Origin of the sequence: Afipia sp. P52-10, assembly GCF_000516555.1 — a bacterium.
In the GTDB taxonomy this organism is placed as follows: Bacteria; Pseudomonadota; Alphaproteobacteria; order Rhizobiales; family Xanthobacteraceae; genus P52-10.
The window spans coordinates 2,045,176-2,067,037 of the sequence record NZ_AZSJ01000003.1; the positions used below are offsets into that span (position 1 = coordinate 2,045,176).

Here is a 21,862-nt window from a genome sequence, read left to right on the forward strand (position 1 = left end):
CTCGTCGGCGCCTAAGCCTGCGGGGCGGCTTTCGGCTTGATCCGGTAGGCACAGCGGCGCGCGCCGGCAAGAATGTGCTCGATGCGTTCGACCTCCACATCCGGCCCGAGCACGTCCTGAAACACCGCAAGCTCGGAGCGGCAGAAGCCCTGGCAGGTGGCTGCTGCGGCGCAGATCGGACAATGGTTCTCGAGCAGCAGCAGCGTGTCGTCCTGCTCGCGCCACTCCGCCATGTAGCCCTCGCGCGAGCGGATGCCGGCAAGCCGCTTCACCCGCTCGCGGATGTCGTCGGCGCCGCTCAGCTCCTGCTGATAGGCTTTCAGCATGTCATCTTCGCGCATGTCGATCAGCCGGTCGAGCGCGTAGGCCCCGAACGTCTCGCGCACCGCGCGCAGCAACTGCAGCGTCAGTTCGGCGTGGGTGTCGGGAAAGCGGCCATGGCCCGTCTCGGTCAGTTGCCACACCTGGGTCGGGCGGCCGACACCGCGCGCCTCGGTTCGGGCGGCGACCAGGCCTTCGGCCGCGAGCCGGGTGAGCTGCTGGCGCGCATTCTCGCCGGTCGTCCCCAAGGTCCGGCCGAGGTCGGCGGCGGTTTGCGGCCCGCGCGATTTCAGCAGCACGAGCAGGCGGTCGGCCACCGGGCGCGGCAGCCACTCGGGCTTCTCTGGGTCCTTCTTCTCCCAGCCCTTCTCTTCCAAGCCCTTCTCCATGTCGTGACTTGACATATTTTGCACTGCAAATAAACAAAGCTTCTACTTTGAAAATAACCTGTCGCTCCGGTGAGCGCAAGCCGCTCGCAGGAGGTGCCGATCCCGCCAAGCCCGTCTTGCGTGTCTCAATAAGGAACTGCCGCATGTCGAACCCGAAACCGGAGCCCGGCTGGGGTGCATTATTGTCCGGGGCCAACGCGGTTCGCTCGCTGGCGCTGGCCGGTGGCGTCGCCCTGCACGCGATCAACGTCTACATCGCCACCACCATCCTGCCGTCGGTGGTGACGGATATCGGCGGCCTCGACTATTACGCCTGGAATACGACCCTGTTCGTCGCCGCCTCGATCCTTGGCTCGGCGCTGTCGTCGAAGCTGCTGCTGCATGCTGGCCCGCGCAACGCTTATGCGATCTCCGCCGTGGCCTTTGCGATCGGAACGGCGATTTGCGGCTTCGCGCCGTCGATGCCGGTGATGCTGGCGGGCCGCTTCGTCCAAGGGTTCGGCGGCGGATTCCTGCTGTCGCTGTCTTACGCGATGATCCGTCTGGTGTTCGCCGAGGCGTTGTGGTCGCGGGCGATGGCGCTGGTGTCCGGCATGTGGGGCGTGGCGACGCTGGTCGGTCCCGCGATCGGGGGCGTCTTCGCCGAATTCGGCGTCTGGCGCGCCGCCTTCTGGTCGCTCGTGCCGCTCGCCGTGCTGTTCGGTGTTTTGGCGGCAACGGTGCTGCCGCGGCAGATGGGCGACCGCGATGGAGCGGCGGCGCTTCCACTCAGCCAGCTCGTACTGCTGATCGCCGCCGTCCTGGTCGTCTCGATCGGCAGCGTGTCGGCGAATATCAGCCGCAACTTCGCTGGGGCCGCCGGCGCGCTGACGTTGACCCTGCTGCTGATCGCGGTCGAGCGCCGGGCCACCGATCGGCTGCTGCCGGACGGCGCGTTTCAGCTCTCGGCGACGCTGGGTTCGCTCTATGCAGTGATGTCGCTGCTCGCCGTCACTGTCACCAGCAGTGAAGTGTTCGTCCCGCTGTTCCTGCAGGTGCTGCATGCGCAGTCGCCACTCGCGGCCGGGTACCTCGCGGCGCTGATGGCTGCGGGATGGACCGTGGGCTCGATCACGAGCTCGAGCCTGGGCAGCAAGGGTGTCAGTCGCGCGGTTCTGGTCAGCCCCGTTCTCGGCGTCACCGGCATGTCGATGCTTGCGGTACTGATGCCGGTCCAAACCGGCGGCGACTGGCTGGTGCTGGCGCTGATCTGCGTCGCGCTGTTCAGCATCGGTTTCGGTGTCGGCCTCGCCTGGCCGCACCTGTTGACCCGTGTGTTGCAGGTGGCGCCGCGGGACCAGCAGGCGCTCGCCTCCGCGTCGATTACCACGGTGCAGTTGTTTGCCACGGCGCTTGGCGCCGCGCTGGCGGGCATGATCGCCAATCTCGCCGGCCTCGCCGAGCCTGGCGGGACCGCCGGCACGGCCAATGCCGCGCGCTGGCTGTTCGCCGCTTTCGCGATCTGTCCGTTGCTGTGCCTATGGATCATCGCCCGCCGCTCGCCGATGCGTCCGGCAAGGCAGACACAGCCGGCCGAGTGATGGCCGGTCGCGGCGGTGCGGGGATTATCCCGCAGTGACGTAAGGCGGCTTGTCGCGCTTGCCCGGCGACAGCGTGAAGATCTCGACGCCGGTTTCGGTGACGCCGACGGCGTGCTCGAATTGGGCCGACAGCGAGCGGTCGCGGGTCACCGCGGTCCAGCCATCGGACAGGATCTTCACATGCGGCTTGCCGAGGTTGATCATCGGCTCGATGGTGAAGAACATGCCGGGCCGCAGCACGATGCCTTCGCCCGGACGGCCGACATGGATGATGTTCGGCTCATCGTGGAACATGCGCCCGAGCCCGTGACCGCAGAAGTCGCGCACCACGCTCATCTGCTGCGGCTCGACGAAGCTTTGGATCGCATGGCCGATGTCGCCGGTGGTCGCGCCGGGCTTCACGGCGGCGATACCGCGCATCATGGCCTCATAGGTGACATCGATCAGCCGTTCGGCCTTGCGCGAGATTTCGCCGACCGGATACATCCGGCTGGAGTCGCCATGCCAGCCATCGACGATGAAGGTCACGTCGATGTTGACGATGTCGCCTTCCTTGAGCGGCCGGTCGCCCGGCATGCCGTGGCAGACCACATGGTTGATCGAGGTGCAGGTGGAATAGCGGTAGCCGCGATACATCAGCGTCGCCGGAATGGCGCCGCGGCTGAGGGCGAAGTCGCGGACGACGTCGTCGATGTGCGAGGTCGGAACGCCTGGCTTCACTTCGTCCGCCAGCAAATCCAGGCACTCGGCCACCAGCGCGCCGGCCTTGCGCATGCCGGCGAAGGCGGCGGGGCCGTGCAACTTGATCTGGCCGGTCTTGCGGAGGGGCGCCTGGGCAGCTTCGACGTAGTTCATAGGGCGATGAGATTCTGCGATGTAAGGGGGCGCCGGTGATCGTGCGCGATGCCCTTCAATGTAAACGCTGAATGTCGCGGCGCAAGCGCGTTCAGGAGGTGGCAGCCATTGCCCCTTAGCAGCCTGTTTCACGCAATCCGTTGACCAGGTTGATATTTTCGTGGTCGCCAGTTCCCCGAGATCAGGTTCCGCCACCAGGTGGCGGTTCGGCGATGGGGACGGCGCGACTCAGAACGATGCCGTCCCGGCGCACCAGGCACGTGTAGGCCAAGGCCTCGACCCCGGCCGCGCGGGCACGATCAAAAGCCAGGCCGTAGACGGGATCAATGTCCCGGGCGAGCGCGAAACGGTCCGCGGAGCCGATCTGGATCAGGAACAGCATCACGGCGCGGGCGCCAGCAGCGACCATCGCCGACAGCTCGTCGAGATGGCGCGCGCCGCGGGCGGTGACGCTGTCGGGGAATTCCGCAAGGCCCGGCTGGCGCATCAGGTGCACGTTCTTGACCTCGAGATAGCAGGGCGGCAGGCCGTCCGCTTCGAGCAGGAAATCGACCCGCGACGCCTTGCCGTACTTCACCTCGCGGCAGATCGTCGAATAGGCGGCAAGCTCCGGAATCGCGCGGGCCGCCAGCGCCTCGGCGACGATCGTGTTCGGATGGCCGGTGTTGATGCCGACGAATTCGCTGCCGGTGCCGAAATCGGCCTCCACCAGCTCCCAGGACAACGGCAGCTTGCGCTTGGCATTGGGTGAGCGCGACAGCAGAACGCGGGCGCCGGGCGTTTGCAGCCCGATCATGGCGCCGGGATTGGCGACATGCACGGTGACGATGCTGCCGTCGGCAAGTCGGACGTCGGCGAGGAAGCGCTTGTAGCGCTTCAGCAGCGTCGCCGGAATCAAGTCTCCTGCAAACTGCATGGTCTATCGGGAAGGCGTGATCGGATCGAACGGCATGGCGGGCCGGCAGGTTAGCGCAGATGCGCTTCGATCGCCGAATCCGGAGCGGCGGGCGGCGCGTCGTCGATGCGCATGTCGCGGATCGGATAGCTGCTGTCGGAGCCCTCGATCTTGAAAGCATCCCACAGCCCGAGCATCACCTGGCTGCGGACATTGCCGATGCCCTTGTCCGGATCGGTGATCCAGAACGACAGCGAGAACTTCATCGCCTGGTCGGCGAATTCGACGATGCTGCAGGACGGCGGCTTGACCTTGGCGACGCGCGGCGTCGCCTTGGCGATCTCGATGGCGATCTCGCAGACCCGGCGCGGGTTGGCGTCGTAGCTGGTGGCGAATGCGACATCGACGCGGGTGTTGGTGTCGTAATAGGTCCAGTTCACCACCCGCTCGGTGACGAGCTTCTCGTTCGGAATCAGGAATTCGCGGCCGTCATTGGCGGAGACCGAAATGTAGCGGGTGTTCATGGCCCGCACCTGGCCGTGGCTGTCGCCGATGGTGACGAGATCGCCGGGCTTGACCGACTTGTCGGCGAGCAGGATGACGCCGGAGACGAAGTTGCCGACGATCTTCTGCAGGCCGAAACCGATGCCGACGCCGACGGCGCCGGAGAAGATCGCCAGCGCCGACAGGTCGACGCCCGCGGCCGCCAGCACCACCACCACCGCGAAGGAGATCAGCAGAATGCGCGCGAGCTTGCTGATCAGCACCCGGACCGAGGGCGTCAGGTCGTGCAGGGTGGCGATCCAGGCATCGATGATGTTGCCGGCGACGTTCGCGAGCCAGAGCGCGAGCGCCAGCAGCACCGAGACCTTGATCGCCAGCAGCGGCGTCAGGCGGAGCCCGCCGACCATCAGCTCGACCGAGTCCAGTGCGGCGACGGTTTGGTCGAGCAGGCCGACGATGCTCAGCGCGGCCACGAACCAGGCGGACAGCGAGACGAGGCGGACCGCGGTCTCGTTGCGGATCAGGCTGGTGGCGAGGCGGATCAGCAGCCAGGCGACGGCCAGCTTGGCGGCGATGGCGAGCAGGTAGCTGCGGCTCGGCCAGGTGGACGCCACCATGACGATGCGTGCGACCATCATCAGGATCGCGAAGGCGGCGATGGCGGCGTTGCCGATCAGCACCCGCATCATCATGCGGAACGGGGCGAGCCAGCCCATGGCGACCGACGTCACGTCGACCTTCGATCGCACCCACAAGGCTGCAAGATGGGCGATGCCGGCGCCAGCCAGGATCATGCCGATCTGGAAATAGAACCAGGGCGAGGTGACCTCGGCGCCGATCGACCGCAACAGGTTTTGCAGAAATTCATAGATGTCGTCGATTCCGGGCATCGGCGGGTTCTCTGTTCAACCGTCTCTCGTTCAGGCGCGCGTCTGGGTCGGGGTCATCGCGTTCAAGGGCCACCCGGCAAGTACGGTCATGGTTTGCCATCCCTGTGCCGGCAGCGGCTGGTCTTACGCACTCAGTGATTCGATCCCTTGCTTTTATACGCCAGGCGAAGCCGCTGCCTATGGCCGAGGCATCGCCGCAACGGGGAAGGCCGGTGGCCCGGACGCCGCTGACTCCGAATTCATACCAGGCAAGGGACTATAGGGTTGGCGTCGCAAGCGACGGACGATAAGGAGGTCATAGAGGGTGCGAATTGCGGAAATGATATGGCGTCGCTCGACTCGGTAAGCATAGCCATCCTGCTGGGCGCCATCCTGGTCATGGCAGGCATCCTGTCGAGCCTGATCGCGCTCCGCTTCGGCGCCCCCCTGCTGCTGGTCTTCCTGTTCGTCGGCGTGCTGGCCGGAGATTCCGGCTTTGGCGGAATCCGTTTCGACGATGTCCGCTCGGCCTATCTCGTGGGCTCGGTCGCGCTGGCCTTGATCCTGTTCGACGGGGGCTTGAAGACGAAGCTCAGCGCCATCCAGGCGGTGGTTGCCCCGTCGGCCGTGCTGGCCACGGTCGGCGTGCTGCTGACCGCCGTGATCACCGCGCCGGTCGCGAAGTATACCCTCGGCATGAACTGGATCGAGGCGCTGCTGGTCGGCGCGGTGGTCGCCTCCACCGACGCGGCAGCGGTCTTCCTGCTGATCCATGGCCGCGGGCTTCGTCTGCGGCCGCGCGTCGGCGCGACGCTCGAGGTGGAATCCGGCACCAACGATCCGTTCGCGATCTTTCTCACGCTGATGCTGGTCGAGCTATTGGCGGTCGGCAAGAGCACGCCCGGCTCGGTGATATGGGACTTCGTACGCGAACTCGGGCTGGGCACGGTGATCGGCATCGTCTGCGGCCGGCTGGTGGTGCTGGGGCTGAACCGCGTGGCGCTGCCGCAGGGCCTGCATGCGCCGTTCGTTGCCACCGCTGCCGTCGTGATCTTCGGCATCGCCCAGAGCGTCCACTCCTCGGGCTTTCTCGCGGTCTATCTCGCTGGCATCGTCATCGGCAACCGGCCGACGCGCGCGCACAATTCGGTGGTGGTGTTCCTTGATGCGGCGACCTGGCTTGCGCAGATCGTGATGTTCGTGCTGCTCGGCCTGTTGGTGTCGCCGGAACGGCTCGGCACCACCTTCCTGCCGGCGCTGGCGGTGGCCTTGGTGCTGATGTTCGTGGCGCGGCCCTTGGCCGTGTTCCTGTGCCTCGCGCCGTTTCCGTTTCCGCGACGGGAGAAGATGTTCATTTCATGGGTCGGTCTGCGGGGTGCGGTGGCGATCTTCCTGGCCTCCATCCCGCTCCTGGTCGATCTGCCGAACGGCGCGGTCTACTTCGATATCGCCTTCGTCGTCGTCATGGTTTCTCTGCTCGTGCAGGGCTGGACCATCGCCTGGGCCGCGCGCCGGTTGAACGTCGCGTTGCCGCGCACCGAGCGGACGCTGCGGCGGGTCGAGCTCGATTTGCCCGGACAGCTCGAGCAGGAGCTGGTCGGTTACCGTGTACGCAAGAACAGCCTGTTCCTGAAGCGGCGGGTGATCCCGTCGTGGTCGAAGCCGACGCTGATCATCCGCAGCGAACAGATCTTCACACCCCAGGAGGCGGAACCGGTGACGGCCGGCGACTACGTCTACCTGCTGGCGCCGCCGGAGAAGGCGGATTCGCTCGACCGGTTCTTCCAGGACATGCCATCCGCGCCGCCGGTCGATCCGCATATGTTCGGCGACTTCATGGTCTCGGGCGACATCACCCTCGGCAACCTCGCCGAAGTCTACGGCGTCGCCGTCGATCCCACTCAGGCGGCCCTGACACTGGCCGATTTCTTCGACATCAACCTCGATCACGCGCCGCGGATCGACGACACCCTGCCGATCGGCGAGATCGTGCTGGTGGTCCGGCACATCGGCGGTGGCCGCGTCAACGTGGTCGGCTTGCGCCTGCCGGAGGACGAGGAGCCGCAGGCACCGCCGCCGAAGGGGCGTGAACGCGCCAAGCGCAAGGTGCGGCAAGCCTGGAAGAGCTTCGTCGAATCGCTCTGATTGCAAAGCGCAGGCAGCCTTATGTTGAACGCGCCTTGCGGCCTCGCTCCGATACCCGTTACGTCGTGAGCGCGAATCCGTCCTGCTGCGGCAGCACGTCGATGCCGCCGCGCGCGGCCACCTTGCCGGCCTGCAGCCGGATCACCTGGTTTGCCAACAGCCGCACCTCATCGGCCTCGTGGCTGACATAGACCATCGGGATGCCCGCTTGGTCGCGCAGCCGGATCAGGTAAGGCAGGATCTCGGCCTTGCGTTCCTTGTCGAGCGAGGCGATCGGTTCGTCGAGCAGCAAGAGGCGCGGCCGCGCGAGCAGCGCACGGCCGAGCGCGACACGCTGCTTCTCGCCGCCGGAGAGTTTGCCGGGGCGCCGGTCCAGCAGCGCCTCGAGGTGCAGCAGCTGCACGATGCGATCACGGGCGGCGCCATCCGGCTTCAGGCCGTTCATGCGGCGGCCATAGTCGAGGTTCTGCGCCACGCTGAGATGCGGGAATAGCCGCGCATCCTGGAAGACGTAGCCGATGCGCCGCCGATGTGCCGGAACGTGGATGCGCCGGTCGCGATCATCCAGCACCTCGCCGTCGAGTTCGATGCGGCCGCGGTCGGGCGTAATGAGGCCGGCGATCATGTTGATCAGCGAGGTCTTGCCGGAGCCGGAGCGACCGAACAGAGCGGTGACGCCGCCGTCGCTTTCGAACGCGGCCTCGATCGTGGTCGCTCCCAAGATTTTCGTGACGTCAACGCGCAGCATGATCAGTCTCCCCGCAGCCGCTGCACCGCACGCCGGGCGAACCATTCCGAGGCCAGCATCGCGCCGAAGGCGAGCACGATCGAGACGATGATGAGCTGCATCGCCTCGCGGTCGCCGCTCGGCGTCTGGATCAGCGCGTACACGGCCGATGCAATGGTCTGGGTTTCGCCGGGGATGTTGGAGACGAAGGTGATGGTCGCGCCGAATTCGCCGATCGCCTTGGCGAAGCACAGCACCATGCCGGCGATGATGCCGGGCAGCGCCAGCGGCAGGGTGATGGTGATGAAGGCGCGCAACGGGCTCGCGCCGAGCGTCTTGGCCGCCTGTTCGAGACGCATGTCGACGGTCTCGAACGAGAGACGGATCGGCCGCACCAGCAGCGGAAACGCCATGATCCCGCAGGCGAGCGCGGCTCCGGTCCAGCGGAACGACAGCACGATGCCGAAGGTGTCGGCGAGGAAGGCACCGATCGGACCGCGTCGGCCGAAGCTGAGCAGCAGCAGGTAGCCGGTCACGACCGGCGGCAACACCAGCGGCAAATGCACCAGCGCCTCCACCAGCATTTTGCCGGGAAAGCGCTTGCGCGCGAGAATCCAGGCGACGCCGATGCCGATCGGTGTCGCCACGAAGGTTGCCACGACGGCGATCTGCAGGGTCAGCGTGATCGCCGTCCAAGCGGCCGGGGAAAGATCAAACACACCAGAACTCAACGTGAAAACCAAGCCCTTCGCCGGTAAGCTGCAGAGCAGAGGTCCGCCGACAGGCTCTCATCATCGCAGGCCGTGGCAAGCCGGGTTACGAGGTCGGCTTGACCAGCACGGTGAAACCGTACTTCTCGAACACGGCGCGGCCATCCGAGCGCAGGAACGCGAGATACGCCGTCGTCTCGGGCTTCGCCGTCGCGGTCGCCGCGAATGGATAGATGATCGGCGGATGCGAGTCGGCCGGGAAGGTGGCGACGATCTTGACGCCGGGCTCGACCTTGGCATCGGTCTCGTAGACGATGCCGAGCGCTGCTTCCTTGCGGGCGACCAGCGTCAGCGCGGCGCGGACGCTGTCGGCCATCGCGAACTTCGGCGCGGCTGCCGGCCACGAGCCGAGCTTCTCCAGCGCCGCCTTTGCGTATTTGCCGACCGGGACCGACTGCACGTCGCCGGTGGCGACGCGGCCGTCGCCGGCGAGCTTGGCGAGGTCGAAGCCCTGGCCGATGGTGACGTTGGCGACCGTCGAGTCCTTCGGCGCGATCAGCACGATCTTGTTGCCGAGCAGGTTCATGCGGGTGGATTCGGCGATCGTCTTCTTCTGGATGGCGTAGTCCATCCATTCGAGATCGGCGGAGGCGAACACGTCCGCCGGCGCACCCTGTTCGAGCTGGCGGGCGAGCGCGGAGCTCGCCGCATAGCTGGCGTTGACCTTCACGCCGGTCCTGGCGGTGTAGGCGACGTTGATGTCGTCGATGGCATTCTTCAGCGAAGCAGCGGCGAAGACGGTGATGGTTTTATCCTGGGCAAGCGCGGGCTGGCCGGCGCAAGCCAGCAGCAGCGCGAAGACGAAGGATCGGCGGGACAGGCGAAACATGGCGGCGCTCCACGGAACGAAGATCGACGGCCGCAGGCTGGTGCGGCAGCGTCAATGAAGGGGATGCGATGAAGCGGAAGCGCCGTTCCGCGAGCCAAGCCAACGCTTACGGCGTGGCAAGGCATCACGGGCGGAAACTAGCAGGAACGCCGTCGCAATCAAAGGGGACAATCGCCGCAAAATTTGCGATGCGACGGATCGCCACCCGATCTGTCGTCGTTGGCGTCAGCCGGTCTGGAAATCGCCCGGTTGCGGCGGCGCGATCGGCGTGAACAGCGTACGATCGGGTTTGATGTCCAACAGCGGCGTGCCGTCGAGGCAGTCGATCCCGCGCACCAGCAGCATGCTGCCTTCGCGTGCGATCAGGTGGACGACGCTGGTTCCGATCGGGTTCGGCCGGACGGGCGTGCGCAGCGCGAAGGTCCCGCGCGTGGCGCCGTCGTTGGCCGGGCTCTGCTTGACCAGATCGCGCCGCGATTGGTGCAGCCAGTACAGCACCTCCAGCCGTTCGAAATCCTCGACGCCGTCCAGCGCGAGCGTCCATGGCTCGTCGATCTCGATGCGGCAGACCGGTCCGTCGGCGCGGCCCTGGCGCGGACATTCCAGCCGCGAGGTCCAGGGTGTGCGGATACGGCCGATGAAGAGAAGGCCAGCGTCATTGGCGGGCGGCATCGCGACGGCGATTTCGTTGTCGCGGATTTCGTTCAGGCGGACCATGGCATCTCTCGCATTCGGCGGCGGCGTGATGGTCGGTCAGTCGGCTACGGGTGCGATGGCGACGGATATGGTCTCCGACGCGACACTGCTCACCTGCAGCACCAGCGGTTCAGCGCGCAGCGTGAACTTGACGCTCTTGCGAATGCCGTCGCAGCCGGTGGCGCCGCTGAAGGCGGCAGGTTTCAGGTACGCGCCGTTCTGAATCGCATCGACCCAGCTATAGGCGGACAGGCTCACGGTATAGGTGCCGGGCTTGTCGATTGCGATGGTGACGGCGCCAGCGAAGCTCGCGGGATCCTTAGGCTTGCGCTCTGGCGGCCGCGGCAGCGTCGCCTTGTCGAACGGTTGCAGCGTGATGCGCACCGCTGCGGGCATCTGCGTCAACTTGGCGCCGGATGCGACGGTGCCGTCCGCCGCCGCCGTCAGCAACGCGCGTTCGCGCGCGATCGGCCATCTGAAGCCGTCGCAGCCATGCGGCTCTTGGGCGAGGGCTGCGGCGGGAAGCCCGAGCGCGGCCGCCAGCGCTGTGATGCGGATCATCTCAGTCGACCGCGATCATCACGTCCGAGGCCTTGATGACCACGGTCGCCTTGCCGCCGGTCTTCAGGCCGAGGTCGTCGACGGCCGCGTTGGTGATCGACGCGGTGATGATCGTGCCGTCGCCGATATCGACGCGGACATGCGAGGTGGTCGCGCCCTTGATGACATCGACGATGGTGCCGCTGATCTGATTGCGTGCGCTGATACGCATGGCGATTCCCGTGCTGGTGATGGGCCGATCATCGATAAGGCTGGGTGCCTGAACGCTCGATGACTGGCCGCACGGCGCGCAAGCGCGCGCCGGTTATGTCAGGGACTGAGACAGGAACCGCCGTTCCGTTTGCAACGGCCGCGTGACGGCAGGCCGTTTCTGGCAGTCTAGCAAAAGCGCCGGACGCTTCAAGGCAGCGCGCCGGCAAGGCGTGCGTTAGGGCGCAAGCAGCACCTGCTTGCAGGCCGGCGGCAGTTGCGAAAGCGTCATCGGCGGCTTCGGCTTGGGTGGTGTCTTCGGTGGCTTCGGATGCAGCACCGCATCGGAGAACCAATAGGCGAGGTCGCTCGCGGCGCAGCCTTCGGACGAAGCCGGCGGTTCCTGCGGCGTGCAGTCGTCGCTGCCCGCAGGGCACTTGATGCGGATGTGAAAGTGATAGTCGTGGCCGTACATCGGCCGAACCTTGGAGAGCCAGGAGCGATCGCCGTTGCCGGCGTCGCGGCAGAGCGCTTTCTTGATCGCGGCGTTGACGAAGATGCGCTCGACATCCGGCTCCTGCGCTGCAGCTCTGATGACGGCGACGTGGCTGCGGCTCCAGACCTTCGGATCGACGTCGAGCCGGTTCGGCGCGACCACCATCGTCGCCGACATCTCTTCCCGCTCCAGCCGGGTCAGTTCGCGCCGCGGCATCGGCGTCAGCCAGATGTCCGCATCGAGCCCGACCTGATGGCTCGCATGTCCGGTCAGCATCGGCCCGCCGCGCGCCTGCGAGATGTCGCCGACCAGTAGGCCCGGCCAGTTCGATACCTTCGGCACCTTCTTCGCCAGCCGCTCCAACAGCGCAATCAGCTCCGGATGGCCGAAGTTGCGGTTGCGCGACAATCGCATCACCTGCCAGGTGTCGCCGTTGATCGGCAGGGCCCGCGCGCCGGCGAGGCAGCCTTTCGCATAGAAGCCAATCGAACGGGTTTGCAGATTGGCCGGCGTCAGCTTGCGACCGAACAGCTGCTTGGCGGCCACATTCGGATCGTTCGGATTGGCGAGCGGGGGCAGCGGCTTCGGATTGACCGAGCCCGTCTCCTGAGCGAGCGCGGGCACCGCCATATGCATTGCGACAAGCGCTGGGAGAGCGATGCGGTGAAACTGCATGGTTAAGGTATAGCCAATTAGCGTGGTTAAAGTATAGCTTGTGAAAAAATTGAGGCGAGATTCGTCTCGTTGGTTAAGCTCTCCGCGCCGGCCCGCTGGTCGTGCCGCCGCGGGCTTTGGTCCTGCATCCGCGCGATCGCGATCGTCGACTGGGCCTGTGCGCGGTGCCGCGCATGCGCAAGCCACAGCTACGGCAAGCCTCCGTTAACGATGTCGCCGTTTGGCCAAAATTCGTGCGCGTCCGCCTGCCCCATGAGCAGACACGCATCGCGCCCTTGCCGGCGCCGCGTCGCCGCGCCGCGTTGCGCAGTTGTATGCGGAAAATCAGGGTTTCTGGGATCTTCGCCAGGACGACGGGACCGCCTGTTGGTACGGCAGCGCTGCTCGTGCAATCGGCTGATGCATCAACCACGAGCGGACGGAGATACCTTTTTTTCAGACAATTCGCGCACAAGCAGTGGTTGAAAATGTGTCGGTGAGTGTGTGCTATGCCGTCGTATCGGCCAAAGACAACAAGCGGCGCGAAACTCCAACGCCGCGTCCGGCGCGCCCATCGCGCCTGTCTGCCCAAAGCAGGTGGCAAGGTTCTGAAGACCTCGCGTGAGATCGGTGAAATCGTCCGCAAGCGCGCCGAAGCCGAGAGGGCGGTTGCCGAATCCCGCCTCGCCCATGAACGGCTGCGCGAGGCGATCGACATTCTGCCGCAGGGCATCGTGTTTCTCGATGCCGAAGGCCGCTACATTCTCTGGAACAAGAAATACGCCGAGATCTATCACGCCACCTCCGACCTGTTCAGGACCGGCGCCAAGCTGGAGGACACGCTGCGCGTCGGCGTCGCCCGCGGCGACTATCCTGATGCGGCCGGCCGCGAGGAGGCCTGGCTCAACGAACGGCTGCAGCGGCTCTATCGTCCGGGCGAGCGCCACGAGCAGAAGCTGACCGACGGCCGTGTCATCCTGATCGAGGAGCGCTTGACCGGTGACGGCGGCGTGGTCGGTCTGCGCGTCGACATCACCGAACTGAAGCAGCGGGAGGAGTCGTTCCGCCTGTTGTTCGAAGGCAATCCGGTGCCGATGATCGTCTGCGCGCTCGACGACGAAAGCGTGCTTGCGGTCAACGATGCGGCGGTCGACCACTACGGCTACGATCGCGGCGCCTTCGAATGCATGAACATTCGCAACCTGCAGGCGTTCGAGGCGGAAGCGCCCTGGAGCAGCGAGCAGGCGAGCGACGAGCGCGCCGCGCGCGTCTGGAAGCATGTCAAGGCGGACGGAAGTCTGATCGACGTCGCGATCTACTCGCGCCAGCTGATGCATGAAAACCGGCCGGCGATGCTGCTGGCACTGATGGACATCACCGAGCGCAAGCGCGCCGAGGCGCGGCTCGCCTTCATGTCGCAGCACGACGGATTGACCGGCCTGCCGAACCGCGCGATGCTGCGCGAGCGGCTCGACGACCTGCTGGTGCTGACACGGCGCAGTGGTCAAAAGGTTGCGGTGCTGTGCATCGATCTCGACGGCTTCAAAGTCATCAACGATGCGTTGGGCCACGGCGTCGGCGACCGGCTGCTGTGCGGCGTGTCGAAGCGGCTGCGTTCGTCCCTGCGCGAGGAGGACTTCATCGCCCGTCTCGGCGCCGACGAATTCGTCGTCATCCAGCAGGGGATCGCGCGGCCGGAAGATGCGGGGCTGACGGCGCAGCGGCTGATCGACGTGATCGGCGAGCCATATCTGATCGAAGGGCACACGGTCGTCGTCACGGCGAGTGCCGGCATCGCCATCGCGCCCGGCGACGGCGACAGCGCCGATACGCTGTTGAAGAACGCGGATCTCGCGCTGTCGCGGTCGAAGGCCGCCGCGCGCGGCACCTTCAGCTTCTTCGAAGCCGGCATGGATGCGAAAGCGCAGACGCGGCGCAAGCTCGAGGTCGATCTGCGTGCGGCGATCGAGGATTGCGTGCTGCGGCCGTATTATCAGCCGTTGATCGACCTGAGTTCCGGCCGCATCACCGGCTTCGAGGCGCTGGTGCGTTGGCCGCATCCGGAGCGCGGCATGGTTCCGCCGTCCGAGTTCATCCCGGTCGCCGAGGAGACCGGGCTTATCGGCCAGCTCGGCAGCGCGATCCTGCGCCGCGCCTGCAGCGAGGCCGCGCAATGGCCGGGCGATGCGCGGGTCGCCGTCAATCTGTCGCCCCTGCAATTCCGCAACGGCAACCTGCTCGCCGTCGTAATGGATGCGCTGAAGCAGTCCGGCTTGCCGGCAAGGCGGCTCGAACTCGAGATCACCGAAACGCTGCTGCTCGACAAGAGCGACCAGGTGCTCGCCACGCTGCATGCGCTGCGGATGCTCGGCGTCCGCATGTCGATGGACGATTTCGGCACCGGCTATTCGTCGCTGAGCTATCTGCGCAGCTTCCCGTTCGACAAGATCAAGATCGATCAGACCTTCGTGCGGGGTCTCGCCGGCAATCAGGACGCGCAGGCGATCGTGCGGGCGATCGTCAGCCTCGGCCGCGGCCTCGGCGTCACCGTCACGGCCGAAGGAATCGAAACCGAAGACGAGCTCGGCTGCCTGCGCCGGGAAGGCTGTCACGAAGGGCAGGGCTTCCTGTTCAGCAAGGCGCGTCCGCAGGAAGAGGTGCTGGCGATGATGGCGCGCCAGCAGCAGCTCGTCGCCTGATCAGGGCCGCCGGTTCGTCTCGGTGCATGCGCTGATCGAAGACCCGTTACATGTGTCGGGATCAGGCCCGTGCGCGCCGTTTGCGCGTCGCTGCAGCCTTCTTTGCCGAACGTGACCGTGCCGCCGCCGGCCGCTGCGCCGAAGCCCTGCCGCCGATCCGTCCGCCGCGTTTGGCTGACACCTTGGTATCCTTCACCCCGCGACCGGAGCCGCTCTTGTTGCCACCGCCGCTTTCGCGATTCACGGTCGCCCATGCTCTGCGTTCGGCTTCCTTCTTGCGAACGCCACGCTTCTCGTAACCTTCCTCGATGTGCTCGGCCTTGCGCTTTTGTTTGTCCGTATATGCCGACTTGTCTCCGCGGGGCATGGCGCTGATCCTTTCGTTGATGGCTGAGCGTTGAGTGCCGAGTTGCTTCGTCGGAACGCGGTATCGGCCCGCAGGTTCCTCATGGCGATGCACACGCGCTGTCCGGCAACCGCCAACATCCGCTTCATCGAAGGCGGTCGGCTTTGCCCCGGTTGCATCCGCTGCGCCGCTCCATCAGCGTGTTCTCGGTGGGGCCGAGCCCGCTCGCCACGGACTGCCACCCTACGGCGTGTCGGTATCTTGCCACAGGCCAACATCAAATCCTGGAGCTTCTAGGAAAATAATCTACGACGGCCCTGGGAGCAGGAGCAAGCGTTCCGGTATTTGCAAGGCCGTGCACAGGCTCGCATCGGTAAGCTGAGTGAGCGTGCATGCATGCGGTGAAGTTGCGCTGCAACGCGGATGGCCCGCAACGATGGCTGTTCCATCAATTGTCGCGGCGCGATCGGAACGTTCAGCGGCAGCGATGGTTAGCCGGGCACCGAAACCTCAAGGAGGCGATGATGAACAAACTTGCAGTTTCTCTCGCGGCCGGTGCCGCCGCCCTGTTCGTCAGCACGGTCGTCAGCCCGGTGAACGCGGCTCCGCTGATGCCCACCTCGCCTGCGATCGACAATGGCGTCGAGAACGTGCGGCTGGTGTGTAACGAGTGGGGCCGCTGCTGGCGCGAACGCGGGCCGCGCTACGGCTATCGCGGATCGTATGGCTACTACGCGCCGGATTACGGTTACGGCTATCGACGCTCACACTACTACAATCGACCGGGCGTCTATTTCGGCGGGCCGGGTGTGAGCTTCGGCTTCGGCGTCGGCCCGAGCTGGTAACGCACTCGCCCATCATGCAGTAAAGCCCCGGCGAAAGCCGGGGCTTTGTCGTTTGTGCAAGCCGAAGATCGGCGGTCGCTCGATCCTTCGCTCAATCGGAAGTTATGCCGCAGGAAGAGAATCGTGATGTTCGCAATGGTTCGATCTTGATCGAACCATGAATCGACGGTGCATGCTATGCAGTCGCCCGGACGGGTAAGGCAGCAGCATGACAAAGATGTTCTACGGCTGGCGGATCGTGGCGGCTTGCCTCGCCGTCAATCTGCTCGGCAATGCCTTCGGTCTGTTCGGCGTCGGTGTCTACATGCACGCGCTTGCCGAAACAAAGGGCTGGCCGGTCGCCGACATTTCGGTTGGCTTGACCCTGTTCTTCGTCGTCAGTGCCGCTCTGCAATGGCTGGTGGGCCGAACCATCGGCCGCGTCGGGCCGAAGCCGGTGATCGCTGTCGGCGCCTTGTCGATGGCGACCGCGCTTGTCGGGCTCGGCCGTGTGCCAAGCCTCGGCGCAGCGTGGCTGGCCTTCGCCGTGATGGGGATATCATGGGCCTGCCTTTCCGTCACTGCGATCACCACCATTCTCGCGCCGTGGTTTGAAAAGCGCCAGGGGCGGGCGGCGTCGATCGCGTCGCTCGGCGCCAACATTGGCGGTATCGTCGGCGCGCCGGTCCTGTTGTTCGGCATTGCCCATCTCGGTCTTGGCCCGACGGCTTTGATGGCCGCGATCGTGAGCCTCGTCGTGCTGTTGCCGCTCGCAGTTTTCGTGTTGAAGCGGTCGCCACAGGAGCTGGGCTTGTTCCCCGACGGCGCTGCGCAGGCGCCGGTGCGGTCCGTCGATGAGCCGTATTGGACATTCGCCGGCGCGATCCGGAGCGTCGGGCTCTGGACAGTCGTCATCGCCTTCAGCTTCGTGATGATGGTGCAGATCGGATTTCTGACGCACCAGGTCTCGTTTCTGTCGCTGACGATGTCGCCGCTGATGGTATCGTTGACGGTGGCGATAACGGCGGCCGCGGCGCTGACAGGCCGTCTTGCCCTGGCGCAGTTCGCCGACAGAATCGATCAGCGGGTGATCGCGGCGAGCGTGTTTACGCTGGCGGCAACGACCTTCACGACACTTGCCGTTGTCAAGGCGGCCTGGCTGTTGGTCGCCGCGAGCATCGTCTTCGGGCTGACGGTGGGCAACACGACCATTCTCGCGCCGATCATCACCCGGCGTGAATTCGGCGCAGCCGTCTTCGGCACGGTGTTCGGCTTCGCATCGACGATCATTCAACTCGCCACCGCGTTGGGCCCGAGCTTCTACGGCTTCATGCGCGAGGCGACGGCGTCCTATCAGGCGCCGCTGTTGATCGCTGCCGGTTTCGACGTGATTGCCGCGTGCGTGATCCTGAGCGGGCGCCGCCGTGCGCGATGATCAGCTATCGACCTTGAGCGCGGCGATGAAGGCCTCCTGCGGGATGTCGACCTTGCCGAACTGCCGCATCTTCTTCTTGCCTTCCTTCTGCTTCTCCAGCAGCTTGCGCTTGCGGGTGATGTCGCCGCCGTAGCACTTCGCGGTGACGTCCTTGCGCAGCGCGCGCACGGTTTCGCGCGCGATCACCTTGCCGCCGATCGCCGCCTGGATCGGAATCTGGAACATGTGCGGCGGGATCAGCTCCTTCATCTTCTCGACCATGGCGCGGCCGCGGCCTTCGGCGCGGGTGCGATGCACCAGCATCGACAGCGCGTCCACCGGCTCGCCGTTGACCAGGATCTGCATCTTGACGAGGTCGGCGGTGCGATAGTCGGTCAGGTGATAATCGAACGAGGCGTAGCCCTTCGACACCGACTTCAGCCGGTCGTAGAAGTCGAACACCACTTCGTTGAGCGGCAGCTCGTACTTCACCATCGCGCGCTGGCCGACATAGGTCAGCTCTTTCTGATTGCCGCGCCGGTCCTGGCAAAGCTTCAGCACGCTGCCGAGATACTCGTCAGGAGTGAGGATCGTCGCTTCGATCCACGGCTCCTCGATCTCGGCGATCTTCACCACGTCCGGCATGTCCACCGGGTTGTGGATCTCGAGTTCGCTGCCGTCGGTGAGCTTCATCTTGTAGATGACCGATGGCGCGGTCGCGATCAGGTTCAAGTTGAACTCGCGCGACAGCCGCTCCTGGATGATCTCCAGATGCAACAGGCCGAGGAAGCCGCAGCGGAAGCCGAAGCCGAGCGCGGCCGAGGTCTCCATCTCGAAGGTGAAGCTCGCGTCGTTCAGGCGCAGCTTGCCCATGGCGCCGCGCAGCGTCTCGAAGTCGGCGGCGTCCACCGGGAACAGGCCGCAGAACACCACCGGGATCGCCGGGCGGAAGCCGGGCAGGGCGTCGGCGACCGGATGGCGGTCGTCGGTGATGGTGTCGCCGACGCGGGTGTCGGCGACCTCCTTGATCGAGGCGGTGATGAAGCCGATCTCGCCGGTGGTCAGCTCATCGACATTGACCATCTTCGGGGTGATGTAGCCGACGCGCTCCACCTCATAGGAGGCGTTGGTGCCCATCATGCGGATGCGCTGGCCCTTCTTCAAGGTGCCATCCACCACCCGCACCAGCACGACGACGCCGAGATAGACGTCGTACCAGCTGTCCACCAGCAGCGCCTTCAGCGTCGCGTCCTTGTCGCCCTTCGGCGGCGGCAGGCGGTGCACGATCGCCTCCAGCACGTCCTCGATGCCGAGGCCGGTCTTGGCGGAGATCATCACCGCGTCGGACGCGTCGATGCCGATCACGTCCTCGATCTGCTGCTTGATCTTGTCCGGCTCGGCGGCCGGCAGGTCGATCTTGTTGAGGACCGGAACGATCTCGTGGTTGTTGTCGAGTGCCTGATAGACGTTGGCGAGGGTCTGCGCCTCGACGCCCTGGCTCGCGTCGACCACCAGCAGTGAGCCCTCGCAGGCGGCGAGCGAGCGCGACACCTCATAGGCGAAGTCGACGTGGCCTGGCGTGTCGATCAGGTTCAGGACGTAGGTGTTGCCGTCCTTCGCCGGATAGCGCAGGCGGACGGTCTGCGCCTTAATGGTGATGCCGCGCTCGCGCTCGATGTCCATCGAGTCGAGCACTTGCTCCTTGCCCGCCATCTCGCGGTCGGACAGCCCGCCGGTCAGCTGGATCAGCCGGTCGGCCAGCGTCGACTTGCCATGGTCGATGTGGGCGACAATGGAGAAATTGCGGATGTTGGAAATGGGCGCGGCGCTCATGCGCGCGGGATAGCACCGCGCCCCGGTAGCGGCAACCAGAGACGCCATTATTTTCAGCGGTTTGTGACGTGCGGGAGCGGTTGAATCCGCCGTCCGGTGCCGTTTGCCGCCGGCATGTCGGACAGAGGGGTTGTCCTTATCGTGCGGCGGCGCGAAGCAGAGACCAGCGGACCGGCTTGACGATATCTCGTGTTTGAGAAATTATCTCATATATGGAAAGAGTCGACGTCTGGCAGGAAAACGATCGGAAACTGGCGCAGCGGCTGCGCGGCCTGCGCGGCGAAAGACGCTGGTCGCTTGACGATCTGGCCGCGCGCAGCGGCATCAGCCGCGCCACCCTGTCGCGGATGGAGAACAACGAGGTCAGCCCGTCGGCCTCGGTGCTCGGGCGGTTGTGTGCGGCCTATGGCCTGACGATGTCGCGGCTGCTGGCGCAGGTCGAGGGCGAGAGCGCGGCGCTGGTCGCACGCAAGGATCAGCCGCTCTGGATCGATCCGACGACCGGTTTTCGCCGCCGTTCGCTGTCGCCGCCGGCTCCCGAATTCGAATGCGAGCTGCTGGAATGCGAGCTGCCGGCCGGTATCAGCATCGCCTATGAGGCGCCTGCGCGACCGGGGCTGGAACACCATCTCTATTTGCGGGCCGGCGCGCTGGACCTCGTCATCGACGGGCGCGGCCATAAGCTCGCGCCTGGCGACTGCCTGCGCTACCGCCTGTACGGCGCGAGCGAGTTCCGCACGCCGAAGGGGCGCGGCGCGCATTATCTGCTGGTGGTTCGCTGAGAGGCCATACGGATGCTGACGATCGCGCGCCTGAGCGTTGCTGAACTGGAGGCGAACACCGAGGCGCTGGCGGACATCCTGCATGCCTGCGTCAACGCCGGCGCCGGTGTCGGCTTCGTGCAGCCGTTTCCCCTGCAGGCCGCGCGCGGGTTTTGGCGTGACAGCGTGCAGCCTGCTGCGGCGCGTGGGGTCCGCATCGTGCTTGCCGCGAGACTTGACGAGACGCTCGCGGGCACGGTGCAACTCGGCATCGACACCATGCCGAACCAGGTCCACCGCGCCGACGTGATGAAGCTGTTGGTGCATCCGACCTATCGGCGGCGCGGCATCGGCCGGGCGCTGATGAGTGAGGTCGAGCGCATTGCGCTCGGCCTGCAACGCACGCTGCTGACGCTCGACACCGTCACCGGCGACAAGGCGGAGCCGCTGTATCTCTCGCTCGGCTACACCCTGGTCGGCTGCATCCCGAACTATGCGCGCTCGGCGCATGGTCGCGGCTTCGATGCGACCAGCATCATGTACAAGACGCTGGCTGCATGAGGTGTGCCAGTGCGGGCTCGATCGTTGCGGTTGGGTCGTTCTAGCTCGGATCGGCAGCGCTGCGGGGCGCTCGCGCGCGGCGTTATTCGTCTTCGCCGAACTTGTCGGTGATCAGAGCGGTCAACGCCTCCACCGCTTCGCGCGCCTGCGGCCCGGTGGCCGAGACGATGACGCTGGTGCCCGGGCCCGCTGCCAGCATCATCAGCCCCATGATGGAGCTGCCGCCGACGGTCTCGTTGTTACGGGTGACGGTGATGTCGGCATTGAAGCGTTCCGCCATCTGCACGAATTTCGCCGAGGCGCGCGCGTGCAGGCCGCGCTTGTTGGTGATGGGGATTTCGCGGACGACGGTCCCGCCCGAAGGATTGTTCACTGGTTCGCTGCCGCCGATCCCGTCGATCATTTGCCGGCGAGCACGCGGCTGGCGATGGTGACGTATTTGCGGCCGGCTTCCTGAGCCGCAGAAATCGCCTCCGGCAGCGGTCGGCTGTCGCGTACTTTCGCGAGTTTCACCAGCATCGGCAGGTTGATGCCGGCGAGCACCTCGACCTTCGGCCGGCTCATACACGAGATGGCCAGGTTCGATGGCGTACCGCCGAACATGTCGGTGAGGATTGCGACGCCATCGCCGCTGTCGACGCGCTTCACCGCCTCGATGATGTCACCGCGACACAGATCGGCATCGTCTTCGGCGCCGATCGTGATCGACTCAATCTGCTTCTGCGGACCCATTACGTGTTCGAGCGCCGCTTTGAACTCGTCGGCGAGACGCCCGTGGGTCACAAGTACGAGACCAATCATAAAAGACTCCTCGTGCGTGCGCTTGTTTGCACTGCACGAAAGGCGGACATCTTGACCATCCAGGTCACGGGTGCAAGGGGGCAAAATGCGCTTTGTGGCCCTGCTGTGGCGCTTGGGATACGTGCGACAGGTCGATGCCAAGC

22 protein-coding genes are annotated in these 21,862 nt (G+C 65.6%); 7 read left to right on the top strand and 15 right to left on the bottom strand.

What is annotated here, in order from left to right; all coding sequences use genetic code 11:
* Positions 1–11: 11 nt before the first annotated feature.
* Entirely contained in the window at positions 12–725 is a 714-nt protein-coding gene (locus X566_RS10995; RefSeq protein ID WP_244434719.1) for a metalloregulator ArsR/SmtB family transcription factor, read from the bottom strand.
* A 128-nt stretch (positions 726–853) separates the two neighbouring features.
* Between X566_RS10995 and X566_RS11000 the strand changes: the two genes are divergently transcribed.
* Positions 854–2,290, top strand: a complete 1,437-nt coding sequence (locus X566_RS11000) for an MFS transporter (protein WP_034466130.1) — start codon at positions 854–856, stop codon at positions 2,288–2,290.
* Positions 2,291–2,314: 24 nt separating this feature from the next.
* Here X566_RS11000 and map read toward each other — a convergent pair whose 3' ends face one another.
* The 3 genes from map to X566_RS11015 form a co-directional block, all read right to left on the bottom strand.
* Positions 2,315–3,145 carry a type I methionyl aminopeptidase gene (gene map, locus X566_RS11005; RefSeq protein ID WP_034466132.1) on the bottom strand — a complete coding sequence of 277 codons (831 nt, stop codon included), beginning with the start codon at positions 3,143–3,145 and terminating at the stop codon, positions 2,315–2,317.
* Positions 3,146–3,326: 181 nt separating this feature from the next.
* Positions 3,327–4,061: a DNA/RNA nuclease SfsA gene (sfsA, locus tag X566_RS11010; RefSeq protein WP_034466134.1), complete on the bottom strand. Its 735-nt coding sequence runs from the start codon at positions 4,059–4,061 to the stop codon at positions 3,327–3,329.
* A gap of 50 nt (positions 4,062–4,111) precedes the next feature.
* Positions 4,112–5,434: a mechanosensitive ion channel family protein gene (locus tag X566_RS11015; protein WP_034466137.1), complete on the bottom strand. Its 1,323-nt coding sequence runs from the start codon at positions 5,432–5,434 to the stop codon at positions 4,112–4,114.
* A gap of 324 nt (positions 5,435–5,758) precedes the next feature.
* Here X566_RS11015 and X566_RS11020 point away from each other — a divergent pair, with 324 nt between their 5' ends.
* Positions 5,759–7,558: a potassium/proton antiporter gene (locus tag X566_RS11020; protein ID WP_034466138.1), complete on the top strand. Its 1,800-nt coding sequence runs from the start codon at positions 5,759–5,761 to the stop codon at positions 7,556–7,558.
* 58 nt (positions 7,559–7,616) lie between these two features.
* Here the strand turns inward: X566_RS11020 and modC are convergent, their stop codons facing one another.
* The 7 genes from modC to mepA all read right to left on the bottom strand — a co-directional run bounded on the left by modC (position 7,617) and on the right by mepA (position 12,501).
* The gene (gene modC / locus X566_RS11025; RefSeq protein ID WP_034466140.1) at positions 7,617–8,306 is read right to left on the bottom strand and encodes a molybdenum ABC transporter ATP-binding protein; all 690 of its coding nucleotides are present in this window, start codon (positions 8,304–8,306) and stop codon (positions 7,617–7,619) included.
* Between the two features lie 2 nt (positions 8,307–8,308).
* Positions 8,309–9,004, bottom strand: coding sequence for a molybdate ABC transporter permease subunit (gene modB / locus X566_RS11030; RefSeq protein WP_034466143.1), 696 nt, complete (start codon positions 9,002–9,004; stop codon positions 8,309–8,311).
* A gap of 97 nt (positions 9,005–9,101) precedes the next feature.
* Positions 9,102–9,884, bottom strand: a complete 783-nt coding sequence (modA, locus tag X566_RS11035; RefSeq protein ID WP_034466145.1) for a molybdate ABC transporter substrate-binding protein — start codon at positions 9,882–9,884, stop codon at positions 9,102–9,104.
* Between the two features lie 225 nt (positions 9,885–10,109).
* A complete protein-coding gene (tsaA, locus tag X566_RS11040; RefSeq protein ID WP_034466147.1) occupies positions 10,110–10,601 on the bottom strand; it encodes a tRNA (N6-threonylcarbamoyladenosine(37)-N6)-methyltransferase TrmO in 492 nt (163 codons plus the stop codon).
* 36 nt (positions 10,602–10,637) lie between these two features.
* The gene (locus tag X566_RS11045) at positions 10,638–11,141 is read right to left on the bottom strand and encodes a hypothetical protein (protein WP_034466151.1); all 504 of its coding nucleotides are present in this window, start codon (positions 11,139–11,141) and stop codon (positions 10,638–10,640) included.
* 1 nt (position 11,142) lies between these two features.
* Complete coding sequence (locus X566_RS11050) at positions 11,143–11,352, bottom strand: molybdopterin-binding protein (RefSeq protein WP_034466154.1); 210 nt, start codon at positions 11,350–11,352, stop codon at positions 11,143–11,145.
* Between the two features lie 216 nt (positions 11,353–11,568).
* Positions 11,569–12,501 carry a penicillin-insensitive murein endopeptidase gene (gene mepA / locus X566_RS11055; protein ID WP_034466158.1) on the bottom strand — a complete coding sequence of 311 codons (933 nt, stop codon included), beginning with the start codon at positions 12,499–12,501 and terminating at the stop codon, positions 11,569–11,571.
* 488 nt (positions 12,502–12,989) lie between these two features.
* Here mepA and X566_RS11060 point away from each other — a divergent pair, with 488 nt between their 5' ends.
* On the top strand, positions 12,990–15,179 hold the full coding sequence (locus X566_RS11060; protein WP_034466160.1) for a bifunctional diguanylate cyclase/phosphodiesterase: 2,190 nt from the start codon (positions 12,990–12,992) through the stop codon (positions 15,177–15,179).
* Between the two features lie 61 nt (positions 15,180–15,240).
* Here the strand turns inward: X566_RS11060 and X566_RS11065 are convergent, their stop codons facing one another.
* Complete coding sequence (locus X566_RS11065; protein WP_034466162.1) at positions 15,241–15,546, bottom strand: hypothetical protein; 306 nt, start codon at positions 15,544–15,546, stop codon at positions 15,241–15,243.
* Positions 15,547–16,046: 500 nt separating this feature from the next.
* Between X566_RS11065 and X566_RS11070 the strand changes: the two genes are divergently transcribed.
* Positions 16,047–16,370, top strand: coding sequence for a hypothetical protein (locus tag X566_RS11070; protein WP_343213063.1), 324 nt, complete (start codon positions 16,047–16,049; stop codon positions 16,368–16,370).
* A 208-nt stretch (positions 16,371–16,578) separates the two neighbouring features.
* Entirely contained in the window at positions 16,579–17,784 is a 1,206-nt protein-coding gene (locus X566_RS11075; protein WP_081740138.1) for an MFS transporter, read from the top strand.
* Here X566_RS11075 and lepA read toward each other — a convergent pair whose 3' ends face one another.
* Positions 17,785–19,596 carry a translation elongation factor 4 gene (gene lepA, locus X566_RS11080; RefSeq protein WP_034466166.1) on the bottom strand — a complete coding sequence of 604 codons (1,812 nt, stop codon included), beginning with the start codon at positions 19,594–19,596 and terminating at the stop codon, positions 17,785–17,787. It abuts the gene before it with no gap.
* 212 nt (positions 19,597–19,808) lie between these two features.
* Here lepA and X566_RS11085 point away from each other — a divergent pair, with 212 nt between their 5' ends.
* Together X566_RS11085 and X566_RS11090 are read left to right on the top strand one after the other, a co-directional pair.
* Positions 19,809–20,378 (top strand): XRE family transcriptional regulator, encoded by a 570-nt coding sequence (locus X566_RS11085; RefSeq protein WP_034466169.1) that lies wholly within the window; start codon positions 19,809–19,811, stop codon positions 20,376–20,378.
* A 12-nt stretch (positions 20,379–20,390) separates the two neighbouring features.
* Complete coding sequence (locus X566_RS11090; protein ID WP_034466172.1) at positions 20,391–20,918, top strand: N-acetyltransferase; 528 nt, start codon at positions 20,391–20,393, stop codon at positions 20,916–20,918.
* 82 nt (positions 20,919–21,000) lie between these two features.
* Here X566_RS11090 and X566_RS11095 read toward each other — a convergent pair whose 3' ends face one another.
* Both X566_RS11095 and X566_RS11100 read right to left on the bottom strand, forming a co-directional pair.
* Positions 21,001–21,321 (bottom strand): HPr family phosphocarrier protein, encoded by a 321-nt coding sequence (locus X566_RS11095; RefSeq protein ID WP_051444015.1) that lies wholly within the window; start codon positions 21,319–21,321, stop codon positions 21,001–21,003.
* A complete protein-coding gene (locus X566_RS11100; RefSeq protein ID WP_034466174.1) occupies positions 21,318–21,719 on the bottom strand; it encodes a PTS sugar transporter subunit IIA in 402 nt (133 codons plus the stop codon). Before X566_RS11100 ends, X566_RS11095 begins: the two co-directional genes overlap by 4 nt.
* Between the last annotated feature and the right edge of the window lie 143 nt (positions 21,720–21,862).